Genomic DNA, 23,699 nt, shown 5'->3' with positions numbered 1-23,699 from the left:
GTCTCGACCTAACGGTCGAGGTCCTCGCTTTCCTCCTGGACGGCATATTGCGCGTCATACGCTTGCACGATTCGGCCGACCAGCGGATGGCGGACGACGTCGGTGTCCTTGAAGCGGACGATGGAAATCCCCTCGACGCCCTTCAATATTTGCAGCGCCTCGACCAGGCCGGACTTGACGCCGCGCGGCAGGTCGACCTGGCTCGGATCGCCAGTGATGATCATGCGGGCATTCTCACCGAGACGCGTCAGGAACATCTTCATCTGCATCGAGGTGGTGTTCTGCGCCTCGTCAAGGATGACCGCTGCGTTCGCCAGTGTGCGGCCGCGCATGAAGGCGAGCGGTGCAATCTCGATAACGCCGGCAGTGATTGCCCGCTCCACCTTGTCGCCCGGGATCATGTCATAGAGCGCGTCATAAAGCGGCCGAAGATAAGGATCGACCTTCTCCTTCATGTCGCCCGGCAGGAAGCCGAGGCGCTCGCCGGCTTCGACAGCCGGGCGCGACAGTATGATGCGATCGACCGCACCACGTTCCAGAAGCTGGGCAGCATGCGCGACGGCAAGATACGTCTTGCCGGTGCCGGCAGGACCGACGCCGAAGACGAGCTCCGAGCGTTCCAGCGCCCGCATATAGGCGTCTTGGGTCGGCGTACGCGCCTGGATCGTCTTCTTGCGGGTGGAAATCTGCGCCATCGACAATTTTGCTTTGCGTTCCAGGGTCGGCAAGGTCAACTGATCGTCCGTCGCCTGGGCCATGCGGATCGCGCCCTCCACATCGGAGGCTTCGACCGAACCACCCTTCTGCAGCCGTTCGTAGAGGAAATCCAGCGCACGGCGCGCCTGGTTGGTGGCCGTTAAATCTCCGGAAATCGCGACCGAGTTGCCACGCGGGCGAGCATCGATGCGAAGCCGCTCCTCGAGCAGCTTCAGGTTCTGGTCGAATTGTCCGAAAAGCTCGCTGGCGAACCGATTGTTCTCGAACGTCAGGACAAAGTGATTGGCGTCGGTGGCAGCGGATCGGGGTTGTCGCGCGGATGAAGAAACCAATTCACGTCCGTTCAAGCAGGCTCGCTCCTTAGTAATTTAGTAGTCTATTAAACTCTGTATCGGCTCGGAGAACAAGCTGTTCGGACCGCTTCCGATGATTCGCACCTGGATAATGTCACCGATTTGCGATGTTTTTGCATCAACATTCACAGACTGTAGCCAAGGCGAACGTCCAATCACTTGTCCGGGGTTGCGGCCGGGCTTTTCAAGCAGGATGTCGATGACCTTTCCAACACAGGATTTGGCGAAGGCAGCCTGCTGTTTCAAGAGGAGCGCCTGCAATCTTTCGAGTCGCTCAGCCTTCACCTCTTCCGGGACATGGTCAGGAAGGTCGGCACCAGGCGTGCCCGGACGCGGCGAATATTTGAACGAGAAGGCCTGAGCATAATTCACCTCCTCGACGATACGAATCGTGTCTTCGAAATCCCGGTCCGTCTCGCCCGGGAAGCCGACGATGAAGTCGCCGGACATGGCGATATCCGGCCGGGCGGCACGGATACGATCGATAAGGCGCAGATATTCCTCGGCTGTATGGCGGCGGTTCATGGCTTTGAGGATGCGGTCGGAACCGGCCTGCACCGGCAGGTGCAGGTAGGGCATCAGGGCGCGGAGATCGCGATGCGCCTCGATCAATCTGTCGTCCATGTCGCGCGGGTGGCTAGTCGTATAGCGCAGCCGGGCAAGCCCCGGAATTTCCGCAAGGCTGTAGAGAAGATCGCCGAGCCCCCATTCGCCGCCCTTCGGGCCTTCCGAGCGCCAGGCGTTGACGTTCTGGCCAAGCAGCGTGATCTCGCGCACGCCGCCGTCGACCAGCCGCCGGGCTTCGTCGAGAATCTGCCGGACCGGGCGGGAGACTTCCGAACCGCGCGTATAGGGCACGACGCAGAAGGTGCAGAACTTGTCGCAGCCTTCCTGCACAGTCAGGAAGGACGTGACGCCGCGGGAGCGGATCTTGGCTTGCTCCGCTACCGGCAGGTGCTCGAACTTGTCCTCGACGGCATAGTCCGTCTCGACCACCCGGTCCCCGGCACGGGCGCGCCTCAAGGCCTCCGGCAGGCGATGGTAGGTCTGCGGTCCGATGACCACGTCAACCGCGGGCGCCCGACGGATGATCTCTTCACCTTCCGCCTGCGCGACGCAGCCGGCGACGCCAATCATCAGTTCCCTGCCTTCCGCAGCGCGCGCTGTCTTCATGTCGCGCAGACGGCCGAGCGCCGAATAGACCTTGTCGGCCGCCTTCTCACGGATATGGCAGGTATTGAGCAGGATCAGGTCCGCCTCGGCCATGTCTTCCGTCGTCACATAGCCGTCGCTGGCCAGTGCATCACCCATGCGGGTCGAATCGTAGACGTTCATCTGGCAGCCATAGGTCTTGATGAAGACCTTGCGGCTGTTCGGGCGCTCGACCGTCTGTTCGGCGGGGGTAGAAAGAGTAACGTGTTCGTTCATAGGCGCTTCCATATCGCAAGAACGCCCGGAAATGAAGCGTTTCGTTATGGAGGCCGAATAGTGAAGGTCGTGCCGTGTCCGCCCCCTCTGGCCTGCCTCAGTGACTAAAGCGTCTCATAATCCCGGCCGCGCAGATGCTTCAGCAGCATGCGCCGGATACGGCTCGTCACCGCCTGGCTCAGATGCTTGCGGTTGTCGCCGGTGCGGAAATCGATCGTTTCACCGAAAGCCACGTCCACATCGAGCGCACCCTCCTTCAGGACGCCCAGCAGATGAGGCCCGAGTTCTATATCCCCCGGCCAGGCGGCGATCGGCCGGTGATAACGGCCCATCGCCATGCCGTGTACCCGGGTATAGGCGATCGCTACCGGCTGAACATGGACCACGCCCTGCTTCGTAAAGGGAACCGCGGCGGCTGCCGCGCCGAATAGCGAGGATTTCACCTCCAGAAGCCGGTTGCCGTCAGAGGTCGTTCCCTCGGGAAAGAGCACGACGATCTCGTCCGCTGCCAGGCGCTCGGCGATTTCGCTCACCTGATCGCCCGTGCGGCGCTTCTGTTCGCGGACCACGAAAATGCTCTTCTGCAGCTTGGCGAGCGTGCCGAAGATCGGCCATTCCGACACCTCCATCTTGGCGATGAAGACGACATCGGCAATCGCACCCAGAACCAGGATGTCCTTCCATGAGACGTGATTGGAGGCGAGCATCAGCGGCCGGCGCCGATCGATCGTTCCGTGGACATGGATGCGGACGCCGAGCAGAAAGCAGGCGGCCCGATGCCAGTAGCGCGGAATATAACGGCGGATTCTGAGGTCGAACGCGAGGCCGATCAGTTGAAACGGCAACAGGATCAGCGTGACTGCGAAAAGGACGACAAAAACGATGCCAATCCGCAGCCAGGTGATCACTTATCGTCCTTGTCCAGCGGGATGCCGTAAAGCTCCAGCCGGTGGCCGACGAGACGGAAGCCGTGCTCGCGGGCAATGCGCTCCTGCAGCGCCTCGATTTCCGCCGAGCGGAATTCGATGACATTGCCGGTTTTGAGATCGATCATGTGGTCGTGGTGCTCTTCCGGCACGGTCTCATAGCGCGAGCGACCGTCGCGGAAATCGTGCCGCTCGATGATTCCCTCGTCCTCGAACAGTTTCACCGTTCGATACACAGTGGAGATCGAAATGCGCGGATCAGCCTTCGAAGAGCGGCGATAGAGTTCCTCGACATCCGGATGGTCGTCGGATTCCTGCAGGATACGGGCAATCACACGGCGCTGGTCCGTCATTCGCATGCCCTTTTCGGCACACAGCTCCTCCAGGGTCTTGGAAAGGTCTGTCATGTCGGTGGCCTTCGAAACGTTCCAGTACAAAACAAGGGACTAGCGAAGAACGCGGCTCATGACAAGCGCCATGGAACGCGTCCCGTCGGGGCCGGTATAGTAGGCCGGCCGCTCGCCAACCTTCTGAAAACCAAGCTTGCGGTAGAGCCCGACCGCGGCGTGATTCGCCGCCTCAACCTCCAGAAACATGCTTTCGGCACCGCGCGCCGCCGCCTCCCTGAGCGCCGCCTGCATGAGCCGCCAGCCGAGCCCCTGGCGGCCGGACTTCTCGCTGACAGCAACCGTCAGGATCTCCGCCTCGCCCGCCGCTTCCCGCGACAGCACGAAACCGCCGAGCGGTCTCGAAAAGAAGGCGTTGGTCTGGCGCGCGATGAAACCGAAGACATTGTGCTGCAGAAGCAGGTTCTGGAACTCCCCATCACTCCACTGCCGCGGAAAACGCTGGCCGTGAAGCTCTGAGACTTCCGCACAGTCGCCAATCTCCATCGGCACAACTTCGAAAAAAGGCTTCCAGGTCAGGTAATCGTCGAGCATCGGTATTCACGAACGGCGCTGTAGTGCGAATCCCGTCTGCGGCTTGGCATCGGGTCCACGAAGATACAATGGTTTGGGCCGGCCTGCACCTTCCGGTTTTTCCGCGCCGACCCGCGCGACCGTCGCGATGTCGAAACGGTCCCGTCCTTCAAATCCGCCCTCTGCCTTGACCGGGGAGTGCTCGGCCCACGAGCCAGTCGCGGCCGCAGCCAGCTTCTCCACGAGTTTCGAGACGCCCTCCGGCGAAAGCGCGGCAGGTTCGCTGAGCGGCCGACCATCGGCGGCAAAGGCCTGAGCATAGACCTCATTGCGCTTGGCATCCATGGCCGCCACAACCGGTTTGCCCGGATGATCGGCAAGGTAGCCGCGCGCCAGCGTTTCCAGGGTCGTCACGCCGACCGATTCGACGCCCAGCGCGAGTGCCAGACCCCGGGCAACAGCAACGCCGACCCGAATTCCGGTAAATGAACCGGGGCCGATCACCACCGCAACACGCTCCACGGCATCGAGCGACAGATCGGCGGCGGCAAGCGCTGCGTCGATCACGGCCATCAGCCGTTCCGCATGGCCTTTGCCGATCGTTTCGGTAACCGCCGACAGAATCTGCTCCGCTGCACTGTCATAGAGCGCAGCGGAGCAATCCACTCCGGCGGTATCGATGGCCAAGACGATCATGAAAGTGCCGGCGAAGCGCTCAGAGGGCTTCGACCGCCTGCACTTCGGGAACGAAATGGCGCAGCAGGTTCTGCACGCCGTGCTTTAACGTCGCCGTTGAGGACGGGCAACCGGAGCATGCACCCTTCATGTTGAGGTAGACCGTCCCGTCGCGATAGCCTTTGAAGGTGATGTCGCCACCATCCTGGGCGACCGCCGGGCGGACACGGGTTTCGAGCAATTCCTTGATGGTGGCGACGACGGTTTCGTCATCCTCGTCAAAGAATTCACCTTCCTGATCAAGCGCCTCGGCGAGCGTCGAGGTGCCGCCCATGACCGGCTGGCCGGACATGAAATGCTCCATGATCGAACCGAGGATCGCCGGCTTCAGGTGCTGCCATTCGGCATCTTCCTTAGAGACCGTGATGAAATCGTAGCCGAAATAGACACCGGACACGCCGCTGATCCCAAAGAGGCGCGAGGCGAGTGGAGAGGCTTCCGCCTCGTCGGCGTTGCGGAAATCAGCGGTTCCGCGCTCCATGACCACCTTGCCGGGCAGGAACTTGAGCGTCGCCGGATTCGGCGTGGCTTCCGTCTGAATGAACATCTCGTTTCTCCCGGGGGCGCGGCGCCCGCCAATTTAGAATTCTTCAAAAGAAGATAAGCCGGATCAGCTTTTCGTTCAAGTGCGCATTTGCCCTGCGAAGGTCAAGGGCGGCATCAGGCAAGCGCGTCGATTTCCTCGTCGGTCAGCGTATCCGGCAGGACCGTCACGGGGATCGGGAAGGTGGCGCCGCGGCCCGCAACGGCGGAAACCAGCGGTCCCGGTCCCTCCTTGGCGGAGGCGGCGGCAAGAACCAGGATCGCAATATCCCGGTCCTCCTCGACGAGCTGGTTGATCTGTTCGGGGGCACTTCCCTCGCGAATGACGATTTCCGGATCGATGCCGATCGTCTCGCGCACCCTCTGGGCGGCCTTGGCCATGACGGCTTCCGCCTCCTCGCGGGCTTCGGCGCGCATGATCTGTTCGACGCCAAGCCACTGCTGAAAATCCCCTTCCGGAATCACGAAGAGGAGCACGAGGCCACCATTGGAATTCTTGGCGCGGCGGCCTGCATAGTGAACGGCCTTTTCGCATTCCGGCGTCGCATCGATGACCGCCATGAATTTGCGCCTGTGCCCTTCAAGTCGAGAAAGCCGTTTCGAAACCATGTCCGCCCCTTCGCTCGCATCTACTCGACCGCCGCGGTCGTGATGCGGAACTTAAAACCTTCGACCGAAAATGAAAACCCGCCACGAAACCGTGGCGGGTATGCAATCCCGGCAGACCTCGGTTCAGCGCAAGAAACCGACGATATCGAAGACGTCAGCCATAACCTTTCCGGCACGGGCGCGGGCACGTTCGCCGCCATCCCGGAGGATCGCGTCGATATGCGACGTATCGTCCAGCAGGCGGCGCATCTCGCCCGAGATCGGCGACAGGACATGAACGGCGAGGTCAGCAAGCGCCGGCTTGAAGACCGAGAACTGCTGGCCGCCGAATTCGGCAAGCACATCCGCCTTCGTCCTGTCTGCGAGCGCGGCATAGATGCCGACGAGGTTGTCGGCTTCCGGCCGGTCCTTGAGACCTTCGATCTCGCCCGGCAGGCCTTCCGGATCGGTCTTGGCCTTGCGAATCTTCTTGGCGATGTCGTCCGCGTCGTCCATCAGGTTAATGCGCGACAGGTCCGACGGATCGGATTTCGACATCTTCTTGGTGCCGTCGCGCAGCGACATGACGCGCGGCGCCGGCCCATCGATCAGCGGCTCGACCAGCGGGAAGTAGCCGTGGATCTTCTCCTCGCCGACCACCATGTCGACGCCGGTGCCGGTCGCGCGGATCTTCTCCTGGAAGTCGATGTTGAACTTCTGGGCGATGTCGCGGGCAAGTTCCAGGTGCTGCTTCTGGTCGTCGCCGACCGGCACATGGGTGGCGCGGTAAACGAGAATATCGGCCGCCATCAGGCTCGGATAGGCAAGCAGACCGAGCGAAGCATTCTCGCGGTCCTTGCCGGCCTTGTCCTTGAACTGCGTCATGCGGTTCATCCAGCCGATGCGGGCAACGCAGTTGAAAATCCAGGCGAGCTCCGCATGCTGCGGCACGGCCGACTGGTTGAAGACGATATGCTTCTTCGGGTCGATACCCGAAGCGATGAAGGCCGCGGCGATCGAACGGATCTGGCCGCGCAGATCATCGTGGACGAGCTGGGCGGTGATCGCATGCAGGTCGACGACGCAGTAGATGCAGTCGTTGTTTTCCTGCAATGCGACGAACTTGCGGATCGCGCCGAGATAGTTGCCGAGATGGAGATTGCCAGTCGGCTGAACGCCGGAAAAGACAAGCGGTTTAAAGGTATTCGTATTCATATCGTCCTCGATTAGGCTTGTGGAGGGCCCCAGACCCGAAGGGTCATGTTGCTAACGGCCGGGCTTATGCACGTGCGGCGGGGCGCAATCAAGGGCTCACGCGGCCCTGTGCTCAATCAAATCCCAGGTGTTGCCGTAAGGATCGGCGAAGACCGCCACCGTGCCGTAGATTTCTCGCCGCGGCTCTTCGAGAAACCGGACACCCCTGGCGATCATGGCAGCATGATCGCGGGCAAAATCGTCCGTCTTGAGGAAGAAGCCGACCCGGCCGCCCGTCTGGTTGCCGATCGCCGATTTCTGCTTTTCCGTCGCGGCCCGAGCGAGCAGCAGGGCCGCGCCCTCCCCGCCTTTCGGCCTCACCACGACCCAGCGCTTGCCATCCGGCTGCGGCGTGTCTTCCAGGCATTCGAAACCGAGCGAGCTGCAAAAGAAGTCCCTGGCGCGGTCGTAATCGTCCACAACGAGGGTGACGAGGAAAAGAGATTGGCTGGGCATGGCGGTTCTCCGTGAAGAGGACAAAGGCAGCGATAGATACACTACCCCCTTGATGCATTGTGCTTTTTCTTTCGCCCCCCCCCGGATCAGGGGAGAGGATCGGACGGGGCGCTGAAAGCTGCCTCTTAAGTTAGTTTATAGGTGACACCTCTCAGCGTCCCGTTCGGCGGTTTTTATCCGCGACTCCGGTCCCTCTGCCTTGGCCCTTCCGGACGGTCTTTTGCCGCCGGCTTCCGGTCCTCGGGTTTAACCCGAGGATCTCGACGGACTATGAAAAATCCGGCGAAACCATCCGTCGGGCCACCATGTCTGCCGCACAGGCACATCCGACGCGCCGTTCGGGCATCAAGAGATGAGGGTCGGTCCGTTTGCCTTCATCTCTCCCCGTGTCGCCGGAGGGAGACCATTTTCCACGGACCCGGACGATGAGGTTTCGCGTCCTACCCTCACCGCCCGCGCCGGCCCCGCCTCACTGGCACGCCTGCCGGTGTATCCGATGCGGGACGGGGGAATTGTAGGCATGAGGCGAGAGAGCGGGGATGAACGGGAGCGATTTTTCCTGTCGATTTCTCGCAAGGCCCTGATTTGCCTCGCCACATCCCCCTCTGCCCTGCCGGGCATCTCCCCCTCAAGGGGGGATCGGATCGGCGCGCCGGCTTCCCCCGACAAGCAACCGTCCTACTCGGGAGGCGCTTGAGAGGTGGGAAAGCCGTGCCGCACCGTCGAGCGCATACCTTCTGCTCCAGGTGATGATCTCCCAAAAAGACGGATACAGCTACCGCTTTCGACATAGCTTTGACACTCAAACAGCAAAATTCTACTCCGCCCCCTCAGAAAAGATTAACGGATGTTAGCCATTTAGGCAGGCGTTTTCCCAATTTTGAGCAAAAGCCTCCTTATTCACGCCTCTTTTAGAAAAGAAATACCCGCCGAACATCACGGTTAACCGGTCATGAAGACCGGTCTTTTCGGGGGATGACCCATGCGCATGATTTTTCGCGTCGCGCTTGCCTGCCTTCTGGCATTCGGCCTCAATGCCAATGCCCAAGCGGAAGCCGGCCAAAGCCAGAAACGCCGCGGCTCATCTTTCAAACACGACTACTCGGCTTTCTACACGGTCCAGCGGGTCAGCGTCCGGACAGGCTGCTTTCCCGAAAAGCTCGGCGCCATCCTCGCCCACATCGCCAAGCAGACCGGCCGAAAGCCAATGGTGACGTCCGGCCACCGGCCGCATTCCGGCAGATCGCAGCACAGCCGCTGCTATGCCGCCGATATCCGCGTTCCGGGCGTTTCGGAGAAGAAGATCCTTGCCGCGGCCGCCACCGCGCCGGGCATCGGCGGCATCGGCCGCTACTGCAACGGCATCGTGCATGTGGATATCGGCCCGAAGCGGACCTGGGCACATTGCGGCAGGGGGAAGGGCCTTGCGAGCCTCAAACGCCGCAGCCGTTCCTGATATAAGCCGGACAAGCGCTACTCGCTCGGCTTCGGCCTGCGCTTCAGATTGCGCCTGATCATGCCGATATCGGCGCCGCCGATCAGGAAAGCGCAAGCGAAATAGACGACCATTGCCAGCGCCAGAAGGCAACCGAGTGCGGCGACCTGCTGGAGAAGCGAGACCTCCGGCTGCAGCCACGGATCGGCATAGCGCAGCGCATAGACGAGCGCTCCCGACATGATGCCGGCCGAAACGAGAAGCAGGCCGACGCGTTTCGCAAGCGCCCATTCCCAGACGAGATCGCCCCGCCAGAGAAGCGTCGAGAAGAGCAGGACCGTGTTGGTCCAGCCGGCAGCCGCCTCGGCGGTGGCGATGCCGCGTTCGGCAATCAGCGGAAAGAGCGAAATCGCCAGTCCCGAATTGATGACAACCGAGATCATGGTGAAGCGCATCGGCGTTTTCGTATCCTCACGGGCATAAAAACCCGGCTGCAACGCCTTGATCAGCACGAAGCCCGGTAGGCCGATGCCGTAGATGGCGAGGATCGCGGCGACCACGGACGTGTTTTCCGCCGAGAACGCGCCGCGCTCGTAAAGCACGCGGATGATCGCGTCCGACAGGATCCAGAGGCCGGCGGCGGCCGGCAGCGTCAGGAACAGCACGAATTCAATCGAGCGGTTCTGGATATTGGCGGCCTCGCGCATGTGGCCGCCCTTGAGCGCCCTTGAAAGTTCCGGCAAAAGCACGACGCCCACCGCGACACCGACGACGCCGAGCGGAAGCTGGTAGATGCGATCGGCATATTGAAGGGCTGCAATCGCACCTTCCTTTCCGGACGCGATCGCCTGGCCGATGATCTGGTTGATCTGGGTGATGCCGCCGGTAACGGCGGCCGGGACCGCCAGCACCAGCAGGCGCTTGACGTTCGGCGTCATCCTCGGGCGGCGGAGACCGATATTGATGCCCGCATGCCGCACCCCGACATAAACGACGGCAAGCTGCAACAGACCGGCCGCAAGCACGCTCCAGGAGAGATACCAGGCGATCGTCAAAGGATCGGCACCGATCCACAGCCCGTAGAAGAGCGCGCCGATCATCACCACGTTCAGGAAAACCGGCGCGATGGCGGCCGCGAAGAAATGGTGCAGCGAGTTCAGCATGCCGCTCATCATCGCCGTCAGCGACATGCACATCAGATAGGGGAACATCACCGCCGCCATGCGGATGGTGATGGATGTCTTTTCCGCATCGTCGGCAAAGCCCGGTGCGATGATCCACTGCACCAGCCAGGGCATCAAAAGCTCCATGACGATGGTGATCAGCATCAGCGCGGAGAAGAGGACGCCGAAGACTTCCTCGGAGAAGCGTTTGGCGCCCTCGACGCCATTCGCCTCGATCTCCTTGGAAAACAGCGGCACGAAGGCGGCGTTGAACGCGCCTTCGGCAAATAGCCGGCGGAAGAGGTTCGGGAAACGGAAGGCGGCATAAAACACGTCTGCCATCGGCCCGGTACCGAGAGCCGCCGCCATCAGCGTCTCGCGGGCGAAGCCGAAGATGCGGCTGCCGAGCGTCGCGCCGCCGACGGTCGCGAATTTCTTCACGAGGCTCATCAGACGGTGCTCACACGCTGGCCTTGGCCTTGCGGGCCGGGGGCGCGGGGGCAGGAGCCTGTTCAGGGTTCGGCGCAGGCGCGATGATGCCGGCCGGCATGCCGCTTCGAAGCTCGTCCTCCTGCTCGGCCATGACCGCCTTCAGCCTTGCGGAAATATTGCCCTGGCGGTTCTCGTTCACGACCTTCTGGCCGACGAGGTCGGTGACGTAGAAGGTATCGATGACCTTTTCGCCGAAGGTGGTGATGCGTGCCGAATGAATGTCGAGCGAGAGATCCGCCAGAACCGCCGTGATATCGGCCAGCAGGCCGGTACGGTCCAGGCACTCCACCTCGATGACCGTGAACTTGTTCGACAGGCCGTTCGAGATGATGACCGAGGGCGGAATCACGAAGGTCTTGTTGCGCTTGCGGGACCTGGCGCGCGTCGCAATGACCTCCGGCAGGCGTTTCTTTCCCGACAGCACGTCCTCGATCATCCGGCTGATCGTACCGGCGCGGCGCAGTTCGTCCTCGTCGACGGCAAATTCGCGGTTGACGAGGATGGTATCCAGGGCCCGGCCATCCGTCGTGGTGAAGATCTGCGCATCGGCGATATTGGCGCCGGCCGCAGCGCAGGCCCCGGCGATAATCGACAGGAGGCGCGGATGGTCAGGCGCGAGCACCGTGATCTCGGTGATGGCGTGGAAACTGTCCGTGCGCACCATGGTGGCGAGAGCCTGGTCGGCCTTGTCCGCATCGCGGATGAATTTCGCGTGGCGGACCTGGTCTTCCAGCGAGACTGACAGCAGGTAGGGCTGGTAGTGGAGCTTCGAATAGGTGCGGCGATCCTTCTGGCTCCAGTCTGACAGGGCCTTGAAGAGCTCTTCCTCGGCAAGCTTGGCGCGCTCCTTGCGGGAGACTTCCGAAAAGCCTCCGGAGAGCAGGAGTTCCGTCTCGTAGTAGAGGGTGCGCAGCAACTGGCCCTTCCAGCCGTTCCACACACCCGGGCCGACGGCGCGGATATCGCAGATCGTCAGGATCAGGAGCAGCTTCAGCCGATCCATCGACTGCACCTTCTCGGCGAAGTCCGTGATCGTCTTGCGGTCGTGCAGGTCGCGGGTCTGGGCGGTCATGGACATCAGGAGATGTTGCTCGATCAGCCAGACGACGAGCTCGGTCTGCTTCGGATTGAGACCGAGACGCGGGCAGAGCTTGCGCGCGATGCGGGCTCCGGCGATCGAATGATCCTCCTGGCGGCCCTTGGCGATATCGTGCAGCAGCACCGCCACATAAAGCACCGTGCGGTCCTCGATACCGGGCATCAGCTTGTTCGACAGCGGATGGATGTCCGCCGTCTTGCCCTGATCGACCTCCGAAAGCGCCTCGACGGACCGGATCAGGTGCTCATCGACCGTATAGTGATGATACATGTTGAACTGCATCATCGCGACGACCTTGCCGAATTCCGGAATGAAACGGCCGAGCACGCCGGCCTCATTCATGCGGCGGAGCATCAGCGCCGGATCGCGGCGGGACGTCAGCATGGAGAGGAAGAGACGGTTCGCCTCCTCGTTCTCGCGCACGTCGTTATCGATCAGCGAGAGCGAACGGGTCATGTGTTTGAGCGCATCGGGATGCAGCTCGAGGCCGTTGATGTCCGCGACGTGGAAGAAGCGGATGATATTGACGGGGTCGCGCTTGAAGACGTCCGGGGCTGCAAGCGTGATGCGGCCGCGATCCTCGACGAAATCCAGCGTGCCGGGGATCTTGCGGAGCCGCTTGGTGAAGCGGGAAATGACGCGCTGGGTGAGTCCCGGCGCGGCCTTGGCCTGCTCATCCTCGAGTGCGGCGCAGAGGATGCGCGTCAGATCGCCGACGTTCTTGGCGACCAGGAAGTAGTGCTTCATGAAGCGCTCGACGGCCGAAAGGCCGGGGCGCGTGTGGTAACCCAGGCTTTCTGCAATCTCCCGCTGGATATCGAAGGAAAGCCGCTCCTCCGCCTTGCCGGTCAGGAAATGCATCTGGCAACGCACCGCCCAAAGGAAGTCATCCGCCTTTTCGAACAGCCGCCATTCCTCGCGGGACAACACGCCGAGCTTGACGAGTTCTTCCGTATCACGGACGCGGTAATAATATTTGGCGATCCAGAAAAGCGTATGAAGGTCGCGAAGCCCGCCTTTGCCTTCCTTGACATTGGGTTCGACCAGATAGCGAGTATCGCCGGCCTTCTGGTGGCGCTGGTCGCGTTCGGCAAGCTTGGCGGCGATGAATTCGGGGCCGGTATCGGCGACGATCTCCCTGTCGAACCGGCTCTGCAGGTCCTCGACCAGCGCCTGCCTGCCACAGATGTGACGGGTTTCCAGGATGGCCGTGCGGATGGTCATGTCCGTCCTGGACAGACGGATGCACTCCTCGACGGTGCGGGTCGCATGGCCGACCTTGAAGCCCATGTCCCACAGAATGTAGAGCAGGAACTCCACGGCCTTGCGCATGTTATCGGTATTCTTTTCCGGCAGCAGGAAGAGAAGGTCGATATCAGAGCCCGGCGCAAGCGTGCCGCGGCCATAGCCGCCGACAGCCGCCACTGCGATATCAGAGCCCTCCGGATAAAAGCTGTCTGCAATCGTCTCGTGCAGGATGCAGATGAGCTCGTCCTGAAGCCAGGAAATGCGGCGGGCGCAGTTCAATCCGCTGCCATCTTTGGCAAGCAGTTCCCGCGCCTTCTGGCGGCCCTCGACGCTCGCGCGACGCAGGAGCGGCAGAAGGACTGCGCGCATTTCGAGCTGCGGGCGGTCACTATGCGCGACGATCGCGCGGCATTCGGCCCGAAGGCGGGCTACATCGAGAAGTTCGGAAAAGTCGATATCGTATCTGGCCATGTTATCCTGCCGGTGCCGGCCTGCGGGGGCAGGCTATAGCGATTTTAAGGCACCTTGACCAACGATTATCACGCCGGCCGTTTCAAAGTTGTTTCTTCGGGCCGAGAAGTTCAAGCCCGCGCCTTTGCGACATTGCCGCCCTGCTCCCTTGCCCGGTATTGTGCCGGGCTCATGCCGGTGACGCGGCGGAATTCGCGATTAAAGTTCGATTTCGTCGAAAAGCCGGCATCGAGCATGATCTGCGTCACCGTTCGTTCACTTTCGCGCAGGAGGCGGCAGGCTTCGGCAATGCGCCGGTTGTTGACGAATTGCGACACGTTGAGGCCCGTCGCACGGTTGACGGCCGCGGAGACATCGCGGGATGGAAGGCCAGCGCGGCGGGCGAGCTTGGCCAGGCTCAGGTCCTCGTTCCTGTAGAGCTCGCGCTCGTCGAGGGCTGCTTCCACGCGGGCGAGAACGGCACGGTCTTCGATCGTCGGTTTCGACGCGGCTTCGGGGCGGCCCGTCGCGGAAAAATCCGGCGCGAAATAGTAGACAAGCACGGCCGCGATCGCGGCGATATTCATCAGGCCGACCACCAACGGCACGTTCCCGGGACCATAAACGTCGGTGTAAAGGGCAAGGGCTGCATCGCTGACCGCAAAGAAAAGCATGAGACCGGCCGTCAGGCGTGCGGCCCGCAGCGCCGGGCGCATGCGCTGCAGCGAGGCTTCCGCCATTACCTCGTCGCCGTCGGAGACGGTCAGACGCCACAGCGCCGTGCCATAGGCCAGGAAAACCGCAAGCAGCAGCAGATCGACGAGATCGCGGAAGAACGCCACCGAGACGGCGACCGCCAGGGGCGGCAGGCTGTGAAGCCAGGCCCTCGAAAGAGGTTTCGCGGTCAGGCCGCGAAAGGCGAGGAAGGCCAGCGGCGCCATGGCGGAGGCCGACACCGGCAGAAAAGGCGCCAGCCTTTCCACACCGTAACCGAAGCGGAGGCCGACGCCGATGCCCTGCAGGGCATAGAGGACGAGGAAAGCGTAGAAGTAGCGCCGGGTTCCGGAAACCTCGACGCCCTTCAGGCTGCGATAAAGCGTCAGCACAAAAATAAGGCCGGCCAAGAAGGGCAAGGGGATGGAAGGCAATGCGGATACCTAACGAGAGCGGCCTCAATCACGATTTTCGAAGGCCCATAGCATGTTCAGCGTCGAAAGGCATGGGGATTGGGGACCAGGCGCCCCAGTCTTCCTCGCGGCAGATTACGGATCAGCCACTTTCGGCAAGCGACAGGATTTTATCAACCGTCGCAAGCTTTGCGATTTTCCCGTCCATATAATTCAAGGAGATACGGCCGTGTTCATCGTCGTAGGTACCGATGCACTCTTCTGCAAGAAAGACACGGAAATCCCTTTGATAGGCGTCGATCGCAGCCGTCCGGATACAGGCATGCGTATTGATTCCGCAAAGAACGAGATCCGTAGCGCCCAGCTCTGCCAGAAGTTCGTCCAGATCGGTTCCGAAGAAAGCGCTGTATCGTTTCTTGATGACGGTTATGTCGGACGGACTCCATAAAAGATCCGGATGTAATTGAGCGCCTGGCGTATCCTGAATGGCAAGCCGGACATTCTTCTCGCGCATTTCCGGAAACGCATCGCTCAGGTCGGGCCGGAATTCGTTTCGGACCCAAATAACCGGAAGCTGCCTTCGCTTGAAGTTTTCAATGAGTTTGTTGGTATTCCCGACGAGCTCTCTCAAAGCTTCGGGCTCCCAAGAACAGAGATAGTCCCTGATCATATCGATCACGATGAGGCATGGCTTATTCATGCGCGAGCCGTACCGTCTTCCGACTTCATTTTTGTGACATGCCAGCCCAATCCGACATGCCGTGCCAGAGTCTAGAGCTGCTTCTTCAGCGCATAGAGCGCATCCAAGGCCTCGCGCGGGGTCATGTCGTCGGGGTTGATGGCTTTCAGCGCCTCCTCGACCTTCGAGGGGCCGGCGCGCTTTATCTCCTCGCGGCGGACGGCGACCTGGAAGAGCGGCAGGTCGTCGATCAGCTGGCTTGCGGGGTTCTTGCGGTCGGAATCTTCCAGTTTCGTCAGCACGTCGCGGGCGCGGGCAACGACGCTGTCCGGCAGGCCGGCAAGCCGGGCGACCTGAATGCCGTAGGAGCGGTCGGCCGCACCAGGACCGACCTCGTGCAGGAAGATCACCTCGCCGTCCCATTCCTTCACCTTCATCGTGGCGTTGGAAAGCCGGTTGAGCTTTTCCGAGAGCACGGTGAGTTCGTGGAAATGGGTGGCGAAGAGGCCGCGGCAGCGGTTCGCCTCGTGCAGGTGCTCGACCGCCGCCCAGGCGATCGACAGGCCGTCGAACGTCGCGGTGCCGCGGCCGATCTCGTCCAAAATGACCAGCGAACGATCCGTCGCCTGATTCAAAATCGCTGCCGTCTCGACCATTTCGACCATGAAGGTGGAGCGGCCGCGCGCAAGGTCGTCCGACGCGCCGACGCGGGAAAACAGCCGGTCGACGATGCCGATATGGGCGGAGGCCGCCGGCACGAAGGAACCCATCTGCGCCAAAATGGCGATCAGCGCGTTCTGGCGCAGGAATGTCGACTTACCGCCCATGTTCGGGCCGGTCAGCAGCCAGAGCGCGCCGAATTCACCATCCCCATGCGGGGAAAGATCGCAGTCATTGGCGATGAACGGGCCCGAAGACTGGCGACGCAGCGCCTGCTCGACGACCGGATGGCGGCCGCCCTCGATCGCGAACATGCGGGAGGCGTCCACCACCGGGCGGCGGTAATCCCATTCCTCGGCCAGCATGGCGAGGCCGGCGGCCACATCGATGACGGCGAGCGCGCGGGCGCCGGCCTTGATCGCTTCCGCTTCGGACGTCACGGCCTGGACCATCCTGTCGAATGCTTCCAGCTCGATCGTCAGCGCCCGGTCGGCGGCGTTGGCGATGCGGCTTTCGAGATCGGCAAGCTCGGTCGTGGTAAACCGCATGGCATTGGCCATTGTCTGGCGGTGGATGAAGCGTGCCTTGCCTTCCGCCGTGTCGGTCATCGTGCCGGAATTGCCGGTGGTCACTTCGATGAAATAACCGAGCACGTTGTTGTGCTTGATCTTCAGCGACTTGATGCCGGTCTCCTCGGCATATTGAAGCTGCAATCCGGCGATCACCTTGCGGGACTGGTCGCGCAGCGCCCGCACTTCATCGAGTTCGGAATGGGCGCCTTCGGCCAGGAAACCACCGTCGCGCTTCAAAAGCGGCAGCTCCTTGGCCAGCATGTTGGCCAGCATGGATTCCAGGTGCAGCGGCAGGGCTTTCAGATCTGCCAGCGCCTGACCAAGCTCGTCCGGCAGCATGGAGCGCTCAAGGAACGCGGTGACACCGCGGGCAGCTTCGAGCCCCTGGAGAATGGAGCCGAGATCGCGCGGACCGCCGCGATCCAGCGCCAGACGCGAGAGGGCGCGCGGCATGTCCGGCACGTGTTTCAGCGACGAGCGCAGATCGCCGCAGAGACCGGGCTCCTCCAGCAGGAAGGAGATGGAATCCAGCCGCCGGCCGATGCGATCCGGATCGGTCAGCGGCGACATCAGCCGTTCGGCCAACAATCGGGCGCCGCCGCCGGTGACGGTACGATCGATCGCTTTCAGAAGCGTGCCGTCACGCTCACCCGAAAGCGTTCTGGTGAGTTCAAGGTTGCCGCGCGTCGCCGGATCGATAAAGAGGGTCGAGGCGCCGCTTTCACGCTCCGGACGGCCAAGCGGCGGGCGCTCGGTGATCTGGGTCTTTTCGACATAGGCAACGGCGGCCGCGGCGGCGGCCAATTCCGAGCGGGAAAAGGCGCCGAAACCATCCAGCGTGCCGACGCCGAAATAGCGCGCGATGCGGCCTTCGGCGCTGGCACTGTCGAAAAGCACGGCAGGCTGCGGCACGGCGACCTTGCCGAGCACGTCGAAGACGGGCTTCAGCTCGGCATCGTGGAAGGTCGTATCGGCCAATATCAGCTCGCGCGGGTCGATGCGCAGAATGTCCGCCAGCAAGCGCGACGGATCGGTCTCCGCCAGCCGGAAAACGCCGGTGGAGATGTCGATCCAGGCAAGCGCCATCTGCGCTTCGACCGATCCCCGAATGCGGGCGAGCGCCATGAGATAGTTCGATTCGGAGGCGACGAGCAGCTTTTCCTCGGTGATCGTGCCGGGTGTGACAAGGCGCACGACATCCCGCTTTACCACCGATTTCGAGCCGCGCTTCTTCGCCTCCGCCGGGTCTTCCACCTGCTCGCAGACGGCGACGCGGAAGCCGAGCGCGATGAGTTTCTGGAGATAGTCGTCCGCCGCGTGTACCGGCACGCCGCACATGGGGATATCCTGCCCCATATGCTGGCCGCGCTTCGTGAGCGTTATGCCGAGCGCTCGGGAGGCTTCCACCGCATCCTCGAAAAAGAGCTCGTAGAAATCGCCCATGCGATAGAAGAGCAGCGAACCGGGATTGTTCGCCTTGATCTCGATATACTGCTCCATCATCGGCGTCGCCGATGCACGGCTTTCCTCCGAGGTGAGCTCGGCGGCGTTCAAGGCTTCGATGGAGAATCTTTCAAACTGGGTCACGGAACCGAATTTTTGTTGCGCAAGGGAGTTGACGACACTATCGATGTTGGCCCCTGAAAGACAACATCTGCCGCGGCCTCAAAGACGGCTGCCCACAAAAAGCTGGAGGAGACATGCCTGCCAACGACAAGGCCGCCAGGACGCACGCATCGGTGACCGAACAGGAAGCACTCGATTTCCACTCGGAAGGCCGGCCCGGAAAGCTGGAAATCAACCCCACAAAGCCGATGGCGACACAGCGGGATCTTTCGCTCGCCTACTCGCCGGGCGTTGCGGTTCCTGTAAAGGCGATCGCCGCAGACCCCGCAACGGCCTACGACTACACGACCCGTGGCAACATGGTGGCCGTCATTTCCAACGGCACCGCGATCCTCGGCCTCGGCAATCTCGGCGCTCTCGCCTCCAAGCCGGTCATGGAAGGCAAGTCGGTTCTCTTCAAGCGCTTCGCAGACGTCGATTCGATCGACCTTGAAGTCGATACCGAGAATGTCGATGAGTTTATCAACTGCGTGCGCTTTCTCGGCCCTTCCTTCGGCGGTATCAACCTGGAGGACATCAAGGCGCCAGAGTGCTTCATCATCGAAAGCCGGCTCCGGGAACTGATGGACATCCCGGTCTTCCACGACGACCAGCATGGGACCGCGATCATCGCCGCCGCGGGCCTCATCAACGCGCTGGAACTCACCGGACGGGATCTCAAAACCACAAAGCTCGTCTGCAATGGCGCGGGTGCAGCGGCAATCGCCTGCGTCGAACTCATCAAGGCGATGGGCTTCAATCCGGACAACATCATCCTCTGCGACACCAAGGGCGTGATCTACCAGGGACGTACCGAGGGGATGAACCAGTGGAAATCCGCGCACGCGGTCAAGACGACCAAGCGGACGCTGGAAGAAGCCATGAAGGGTGCCGACGTGGTGTTCGGCCTTTCCCAGAAGGGTGCGTTCACCGAAGAAATGATCCGCTCCATGGCAGACAAGCCGATCATTTTCGCCATGGCGAACCCCGACCCGGAAATCACGCCGGAAGAAGTCGCCCGTATCCGCGACGACGCGATCATGGCGACCGGGCGTTCCGATTATCCGAACCAGGTCAACAACGTGCTCGGCTTTCCCTATATCTTCCGTGGTGCGCTCGACGTGCGTGCTTCGCAGATCAATGATGCGATGAAGATCGCCGCCGTCCACGCACTCGCGAATCTCGCCCGCGAGGACGTGCCGGACGACGTCGCCGCCGCCTATCAGGGCAACCGGCCACGCTTCGGTGCGCAATACATCATCCCGGTTCCTTTCGATCCGCGCCTCATCTCGGCGATCCCGGTCGCCGTCGCTGAAGCGGCGATGGAAAGCGGCGTGGCACGCAAGAACATCACCAACCTTGCCTCCTATGCCGCCGAGCTTTCCGCCCGTCGCGATCCGATCGCCGCGACGACGCAAGGCATCTACGAGCGGGTACGGCGTTTCCCGAAACGGGTCGTCTTCGCCGAGGCCGAGGAAGAGCAGGTCATGCGCGCGGCGATCTCCTTCTGCCATCAAGGGCTTGGAACCGCCATCCTGCTCGGCCGCGACGACGTGATCCGCGCGACGGCGGAGAAGGCCGGCATCGATCTCGACCGACCGGGCATCGAGATCGTCAATGCCCGCCTCTCGAACCGCGTCGAAGCTTATATCGACCACCTCTATGCCCGCCTGCAGCGCCAGGGCTTCCTCTACCGCGACGTGCAGCGCCTCATCCATAACGACCGCAACCATTTCGCAGCGACCATGGTGGCCGTGGGCGACGCGGATGCGATGGTGACAGGCACGACCCGCAATTATGCCACGGCGCTTGCCGACGTCAGCCGCTGCATCGACGCCAAGCCGGGCCACAAGGTGATCGGGGTTTCGATCGTGATCGCCCGCGGCCGCACGATCTTCGTGGCGGACACCGCCGTGCACGACATGCCGAATGCCGAAGACCTTGCCGATATTGCGGTCGAAGCCGCACGGGTCGCAAAGCGCATGGGCTACGAGCCCCGCATTGCCATGCTCGCCTATTCGACCTTCGGCCAGCCGATCGGCGAACGTTCGGAGCGGGTGCGCGAGGCAGTGAAAATCCTCGACCACCGGCGCGTCGATTTCGAATATGACGGCGAAATGGCGGCCGACGTGGCGCTCAACCCGCACCGGATGGAGCAGTATCCGTTCTGCCGGCTTTCCGGCACGGCCAACGTGCTCGTCATGCCGGCGATCCATTCCGCCTCGATCTCGACGCGCATGCTGCAGGAACTCGGCGCCTCCACCGTCATCGGCCCGCTGCTCGTCGGCCTCGACAAATCGGTGCAGATTACCTCGATGGGCGCGAAGGACAGCGATATCGTCAACATGGCGGCGATCGCGGCCTATAACGCGGGGACGTAAGAGGCGGTATCCAGCAAAAGGCCGGGGCGGTTATACCGCCCCGGCCTTTTTGAACATCGAATACGAATTTATAAGCTGCACTGTTGGCGGAAACGATTGGATCCGTCAGCTCGCGAAGCGGCCGGCGTCGGCGCCATAGTAATTGATGTAGCGGTCCGAGATCGCGGCGATCGGCAGCACGACCAGCACATCGGTCGTGTTAAAGGCCCGGTCGACGACCGCACCGTCGCCGATCATCGCGCCGAGGCGCAGATAACCCTTGATCAGCGGCGGCAGTGCCGATAGCGCCTTGCGGGTGTTGATCCCTTCCAGCGGCATCAGATTCATCTCTTGATGGAGTTCCGGCCGAGCGGAAACAGCCCATTCGCCCTTGGCCAAGACCGTATGATACAGGAAGGAAAGAGCCAGCGCATGTTCTTCCGGCACCACGCCCGGGAAGGAGGCGCAGCCGAACATGGCGTTCATGCCGTGCTTCAGCGAATAGGCCCAGTTGCCCTGCCAGAGCAATTCCACCGTTCGCTTGGTACGGTAGTCCGGCAGCACGCAGGAGCGGCCGAGTTCCATGAACTGCTTGTCCGGGTGACGGGCAAGCAGCGGTTCGATATCGAACTCGGAGGCTGAATAGAAACCACCATTGGCGAGCGCCACTTCCTGCCTGAGCAGGCGGTAGGTGCCGACGATCTGATCTTCGATATCGCCCTCGATCGCATTGTCGATGACCAGAAGATGATCACAGATCGCGTCATAGGCATCGACATCGCGGTGGAGGCGCATGGCATCCGGATTGAGCGTCGCGTTCATCTCTTCGACAAAGACGCGATAGCGGACGGCCTGGGCGGCGTCGATCTCGCGCTCGCTACGGGCGAGCCGAGTTTCGAGCGTGCCTATTCGGCCGAACACATCGCCGTTATCCGGAGTAGGGGCCGGTGCCTGGTTTGTTTCAGGGGTCACTTCACGGTTCAGGAGTTCAATTGCCATGGTGATTCGTCCCGTACCGGTTGGATCACCACCATAAATCACGTCTCCACGACAGGCACGTGACAACTTCTGTCACAATATGGTCCGCCGATGATCGCGTCAACGGACCTGTTGACGTTCGGAGCCAAGAATGCCCAGAGCCCCGATTTCCTCCACAAGCTTCACGGGGTCGATCGGCTTGCCGAGCACGCGGCTCGCGCCACTGAGAAGCACCTCCCGATGGGCGGTCTCGCGGCTCTCGCCGGTCAGCACGATCACCGGAACGGAAGGACCTGCTTCCGGGCGATCGTCGGCGCGCAGGGCCGACAGGAGATCGAAGACACTGCCGCCCGGCATATGCATGTCGGAAATGACGAGGTCCGGCCGAGCGTCTTTCTTCAGTGCGGCCTTTACCAGCGACGGAAAATCCTCCGCGAGGCGGACGCGATGTCCCGCTTTTCCCAGAATCGCGCGGATAAGCAGCGCACTGACAGGATCGTCTTCGCCGAGCAGCACATCGAGCCCGGCCGCGTGCATCTCGACAACCGGAGCAGGCGTCGGCTGGCTGTCGCTGAGGACATCGCGTGTGCGGAAACCTCTCAAGCGGCCGCTCAGCACGTCGATCAACGATTTTTCCCGCAGCGGCCGGATAAGCCAGGCATCGAAGAAGTCCTGCGGCTGGGACGCCCGTTCTTCGGGATTGACGAGCAGGATGCGATGAAGAGCCGCATGCGCCTTCTCATTGGCGTAATCCGATGCGAGCCGGTGATCGACGATCAGGTCCGTATAAGGCATTGAGCCGGCGGCCTCGCGGTCGATCAGCATCGGCACATCAGCGGTGCTGGACACATGCCGGCAGCGGCCGCCAAGCGTCTGGATGGTCGATACGGTCGCCGTGGCAGCCGGACCATCGGGCGCCAGAAGCAGGACGCGCGAACGGGCGAGCAACTGGCTTCTCTCGATGGGTCCGGACAGAACCGCTTCCGCAAGATGCAGAGGAAAGCGGATCGTAAACGTCGTGCCGGTTCCCTTCCGGCTGGCGACCGAAAGCGAACCACCGAATTCGGTCAGGATGCGGGAGGCGATGGCAAGTCCGAGACCGGTGCCGCCGCTGCGCGCCTCGGCGGTGCCGACCTGTTCGAATTCCCCGAAAATCCGCGCCTGTTCCTCCTCAGTCATGCCGGGGCCGCTGTCTGTGACCGCGATCGTCACATTGTTGTTCTCGGGGCCACTCCCGACGGACGCCCGCACCAGCACACCGCCTTCAGTCGTAAATTTCACCGCATTGCCGACGACGTTAAAGAGCACCTGACGGATGCGGGCAGGGTCGAAATCGAGAAGATCGGGAAGATCGGCCGCGACGGTCGCGGCAATCTCTATGCGCTTTTCGTGCGCACGGGGGGCCAGCATCTCGACGACGCTCTCGATCAGATGACGCAGGTTCTCCGCCCTGTTGTTCAGCCGGAAGCGGCCGGCTTCCAGCGTCGAATAGTCCAGGAGATCCTCGACAAGCTGCGCCAGCGCGTAACCCGACTGGCGGATGCCGCTCAGATAATTCTGCTGTTCAGCCGTCAGTTTCGTCTGACCGAGCAGATGGGTCATGCCCAGGATGCCATTGAGCGGCGTGCGGATTTCGTGGACCACGGTGGCGATCTGCCGGGATTTTGCAGCGCTTGCCGCCTCCGCCTCCACCCAGGCGTGATGGAGTCGGGTGACGGTGCGCTGGCGGAACCATGCGGAAACCCAGGAAAAGGCAGCGGCGAAGGGGCTGGACGGCAGACGCGTTTCTTCCGAAGCGCGCAGCCCTAACGCAGGGACGATCCGTTCGCCCGCCGATTCGGGCGAATCGGCGGATGCAGGGGACGCGAACGCTTTGGCAATACGTTCATGTATTTCTGCAATATCGCGCAT

At 62.0% G+C, this 23,699-nt stretch carries 19 protein-coding genes; 2 read left to right on the top strand and 17 right to left on the bottom strand.

Going from position 1 to position 23,699, the window contains the following annotated elements; genetic code table 11:
- Nucleotides 1–8: 8 nt before the first annotated feature.
- From J2046_RS00770 to J2046_RS00725, 10 genes are all read right to left on the bottom strand, one after another.
- A complete protein-coding gene (locus tag J2046_RS00770; RefSeq protein WP_210047917.1) occupies nucleotides 9–1,064 on the bottom strand; it encodes a PhoH family protein in 1,056 nt (351 codons plus the stop codon).
- Between the two features lie 21 nt (nucleotides 1,065–1,085).
- A complete protein-coding gene (gene miaB, locus J2046_RS00765; protein ID WP_210047916.1) occupies nucleotides 1,086–2,498 on the bottom strand; it encodes a tRNA (N6-isopentenyl adenosine(37)-C2)-methylthiotransferase MiaB in 1,413 nt (470 codons plus the stop codon).
- Between the two features lie 104 nt (nucleotides 2,499–2,602).
- Nucleotides 2,603–3,406 carry a lyso-ornithine lipid O-acyltransferase gene (gene olsA, locus J2046_RS00760; protein ID WP_210047914.1) on the bottom strand — a complete coding sequence of 268 codons (804 nt, stop codon included), beginning with the start codon at nucleotides 3,404–3,406 and terminating at the stop codon, nucleotides 2,603–2,605.
- Nucleotides 3,403–3,831, bottom strand: a complete 429-nt coding sequence (locus J2046_RS00755) for a Fur family transcriptional regulator (protein WP_210047912.1) — start codon at nucleotides 3,829–3,831, stop codon at nucleotides 3,403–3,405. The genes olsA and J2046_RS00755 overlap by 4 nt, the downstream gene beginning before the upstream one ends.
- 39 nt (nucleotides 3,832–3,870) lie before the next feature.
- Nucleotides 3,871–4,365 carry a GNAT family N-acetyltransferase gene (locus J2046_RS00750; RefSeq protein WP_210047910.1) on the bottom strand — a complete coding sequence of 165 codons (495 nt, stop codon included), beginning with the start codon at nucleotides 4,363–4,365 and terminating at the stop codon, nucleotides 3,871–3,873.
- A 6-nt stretch (nucleotides 4,366–4,371) separates the two neighbouring features.
- Nucleotides 4,372–5,040, bottom strand: coding sequence for a tRNA (adenosine(37)-N6)-threonylcarbamoyltransferase complex dimerization subunit type 1 TsaB (tsaB, locus tag J2046_RS00745; protein WP_210047908.1), 669 nt, complete (start codon nucleotides 5,038–5,040; stop codon nucleotides 4,372–4,374).
- Between the two features lie 19 nt (nucleotides 5,041–5,059).
- Entirely contained in the window at nucleotides 5,060–5,626 is a 567-nt protein-coding gene (locus tag J2046_RS00740) for a NifU family protein (RefSeq protein ID WP_210047906.1), read from the bottom strand.
- Nucleotides 5,627–5,739: 113 nt separating this feature from the next.
- Nucleotides 5,740–6,231, bottom strand: a complete 492-nt coding sequence (locus tag J2046_RS00735; protein ID WP_037159183.1) for a universal stress protein — start codon at nucleotides 6,229–6,231, stop codon at nucleotides 5,740–5,742.
- A 123-nt stretch (nucleotides 6,232–6,354) separates the two neighbouring features.
- Nucleotides 6,355–7,425 carry a tryptophan--tRNA ligase gene (gene trpS / locus J2046_RS00730; protein ID WP_210047904.1) on the bottom strand — a complete coding sequence of 357 codons (1,071 nt, stop codon included), beginning with the start codon at nucleotides 7,423–7,425 and terminating at the stop codon, nucleotides 6,355–6,357.
- 96 nt (nucleotides 7,426–7,521) lie between these two features.
- Nucleotides 7,522–7,920 (bottom strand): VOC family protein, encoded by a 399-nt coding sequence (locus tag J2046_RS00725; protein ID WP_210047902.1) that lies wholly within the window; start codon nucleotides 7,918–7,920, stop codon nucleotides 7,522–7,524.
- Between the two features lie 982 nt (nucleotides 7,921–8,902).
- On the opposite strand from J2046_RS00725, the gene J2046_RS00720 reads away from it, so the two are divergent.
- Nucleotides 8,903–9,376 (top strand): YcbK family protein, encoded by a 474-nt coding sequence (locus tag J2046_RS00720; protein WP_210047900.1) that lies wholly within the window; start codon nucleotides 8,903–8,905, stop codon nucleotides 9,374–9,376.
- 17 nt (nucleotides 9,377–9,393) lie between these two features.
- Here the strand turns inward: J2046_RS00720 and murJ are convergent, their stop codons facing one another.
- From murJ to mutS, 5 genes are all read right to left on the bottom strand, one after another.
- Entirely contained in the window at nucleotides 9,394–10,968 is a 1,575-nt protein-coding gene (gene murJ, locus J2046_RS00715) for a murein biosynthesis integral membrane protein MurJ (protein ID WP_210047898.1), read from the bottom strand.
- A gap of 10 nt (nucleotides 10,969–10,978) precedes the next feature.
- A complete protein-coding gene (locus J2046_RS00710) occupies nucleotides 10,979–13,828 on the bottom strand; it encodes a [protein-PII] uridylyltransferase (RefSeq protein ID WP_210047896.1) in 2,850 nt (949 codons plus the stop codon).
- Between the two features lie 110 nt (nucleotides 13,829–13,938).
- On the bottom strand, nucleotides 13,939–14,955 hold the full coding sequence (locus J2046_RS00705; protein ID WP_210047894.1) for a helix-turn-helix domain-containing protein: 1,017 nt from the start codon (nucleotides 14,953–14,955) through the stop codon (nucleotides 13,939–13,941).
- 121 nt (nucleotides 14,956–15,076) lie between these two features.
- Nucleotides 15,077–15,613, bottom strand: coding sequence for a cysteine hydrolase family protein (locus J2046_RS00700; protein ID WP_325169718.1), 537 nt, complete (start codon nucleotides 15,611–15,613; stop codon nucleotides 15,077–15,079).
- A gap of 92 nt (nucleotides 15,614–15,705) precedes the next feature.
- On the bottom strand, nucleotides 15,706–18,348 hold the full coding sequence (gene mutS / locus J2046_RS00695) for a DNA mismatch repair protein MutS (protein WP_233469499.1): 2,643 nt from the start codon (nucleotides 18,346–18,348) through the stop codon (nucleotides 15,706–15,708).
- 197 nt (nucleotides 18,349–18,545) lie between these two features.
- On the opposite strand from mutS, the gene J2046_RS00690 reads away from it, so the two are divergent.
- A complete protein-coding gene (locus tag J2046_RS00690) occupies nucleotides 18,546–20,831 on the top strand; it encodes an NADP-dependent malic enzyme (RefSeq protein WP_210047888.1) in 2,286 nt (761 codons plus the stop codon).
- 105 nt (nucleotides 20,832–20,936) lie between these two features.
- Here the strand turns inward: J2046_RS00690 and olsB are convergent, their stop codons facing one another.
- Nucleotides 20,937–21,809, bottom strand: coding sequence for a l-ornithine N(alpha)-acyltransferase (gene olsB / locus J2046_RS00685; protein WP_210047886.1), 873 nt, complete (start codon nucleotides 21,807–21,809; stop codon nucleotides 20,937–20,939).
- A gap of 99 nt (nucleotides 21,810–21,908) precedes the next feature.
- Nucleotides 21,909–23,699, bottom strand: coding sequence for a hybrid sensor histidine kinase/response regulator (locus J2046_RS00680; protein WP_210047884.1), 1,791 nt, complete (start codon nucleotides 23,697–23,699; stop codon nucleotides 21,909–21,911).

The organism is Neorhizobium petrolearium (assembly GCF_017873175.1).
Classification (GTDB): domain Bacteria; phylum Pseudomonadota; class Alphaproteobacteria; order Rhizobiales; family Rhizobiaceae; genus Neorhizobium; species Neorhizobium petrolearium.
Note: the sequence above shows the minus strand (reverse complement) of the source record. Positions and strands in the feature narration are given on the sequence as shown.

Coding starts and splice junctions, on each gene's coding strand:
- miaB (WP_210047916.1), bottom strand. CDS start 2,498: ATGAACGAACACGTTACTCTTTCTACCCCCGCCGAACAGACGGTCGAG.
- J2046_RS00755 (WP_210047912.1), bottom strand. CDS start 3,831: ATGACAGACCTTTCCAAGACCCTGGAGGAGCTGTGTGCCGAAAAGGGC.
- J2046_RS00750 (WP_210047910.1), bottom strand. CDS start 4,365: ATGCTCGACGATTACCTGACCTGGAAGCCTTTTTTCGAAGTTGTGCCG.
- tsaB (WP_210047908.1), bottom strand. CDS start 5,040: ATGATCGTCTTGGCCATCGATACCGCCGGAGTGGATTGCTCCGCTGCG.
- J2046_RS00740 (WP_210047906.1), bottom strand. CDS start 5,626: ATGTTCATTCAGACGGAAGCCACGCCGAATCCGGCGACGCTCAAGTTC.
- J2046_RS00735 (WP_037159183.1), bottom strand. CDS start 6,231: ATGGTTTCGAAACGGCTTTCTCGACTTGAAGGGCACAGGCGCAAATTC.
- trpS (WP_210047904.1), bottom strand. CDS start 7,425: ATGAATACGAATACCTTTAAACCGCTTGTCTTTTCCGGCGTTCAGCCG.
- J2046_RS00725 (WP_210047902.1), bottom strand. CDS start 7,920: ATGCCCAGCCAATCTCTTTTCCTCGTCACCCTCGTTGTGGACGATTAC.
- J2046_RS00720 (WP_210047900.1), top strand. CDS start 8,903: ATGCGCATGATTTTTCGCGTCGCGCTTGCCTGCCTTCTGGCATTCGGC.
- murJ (WP_210047898.1), bottom strand. CDS start 10,968: ATGAGCCTCGTGAAGAAATTCGCGACCGTCGGCGGCGCGACGCTCGGC.
- J2046_RS00710 (WP_210047896.1), bottom strand. CDS start 13,828: ATGGCCAGATACGATATCGACTTTTCCGAACTTCTCGATGTAGCCCGC.
- mutS (WP_233469499.1), bottom strand. CDS start 18,348: ATGATGGAGCAGTATATCGAGATCAAGGCGAACAATCCCGGTTCGCTG.
- J2046_RS00690 (WP_210047888.1), top strand. CDS start 18,546: ATGCCTGCCAACGACAAGGCCGCCAGGACGCACGCATCGGTGACCGAA.
- olsB (WP_210047886.1), bottom strand. CDS start 21,809: ATGGCAATTGAACTCCTGAACCGTGAAGTGACCCCTGAAACAAACCAG.
- J2046_RS00680 (WP_210047884.1), bottom strand. CDS start 23,699: ATGCGCGATATTGCAGAAATACATGAACGTATTGCCAAAGCGTTCGCG.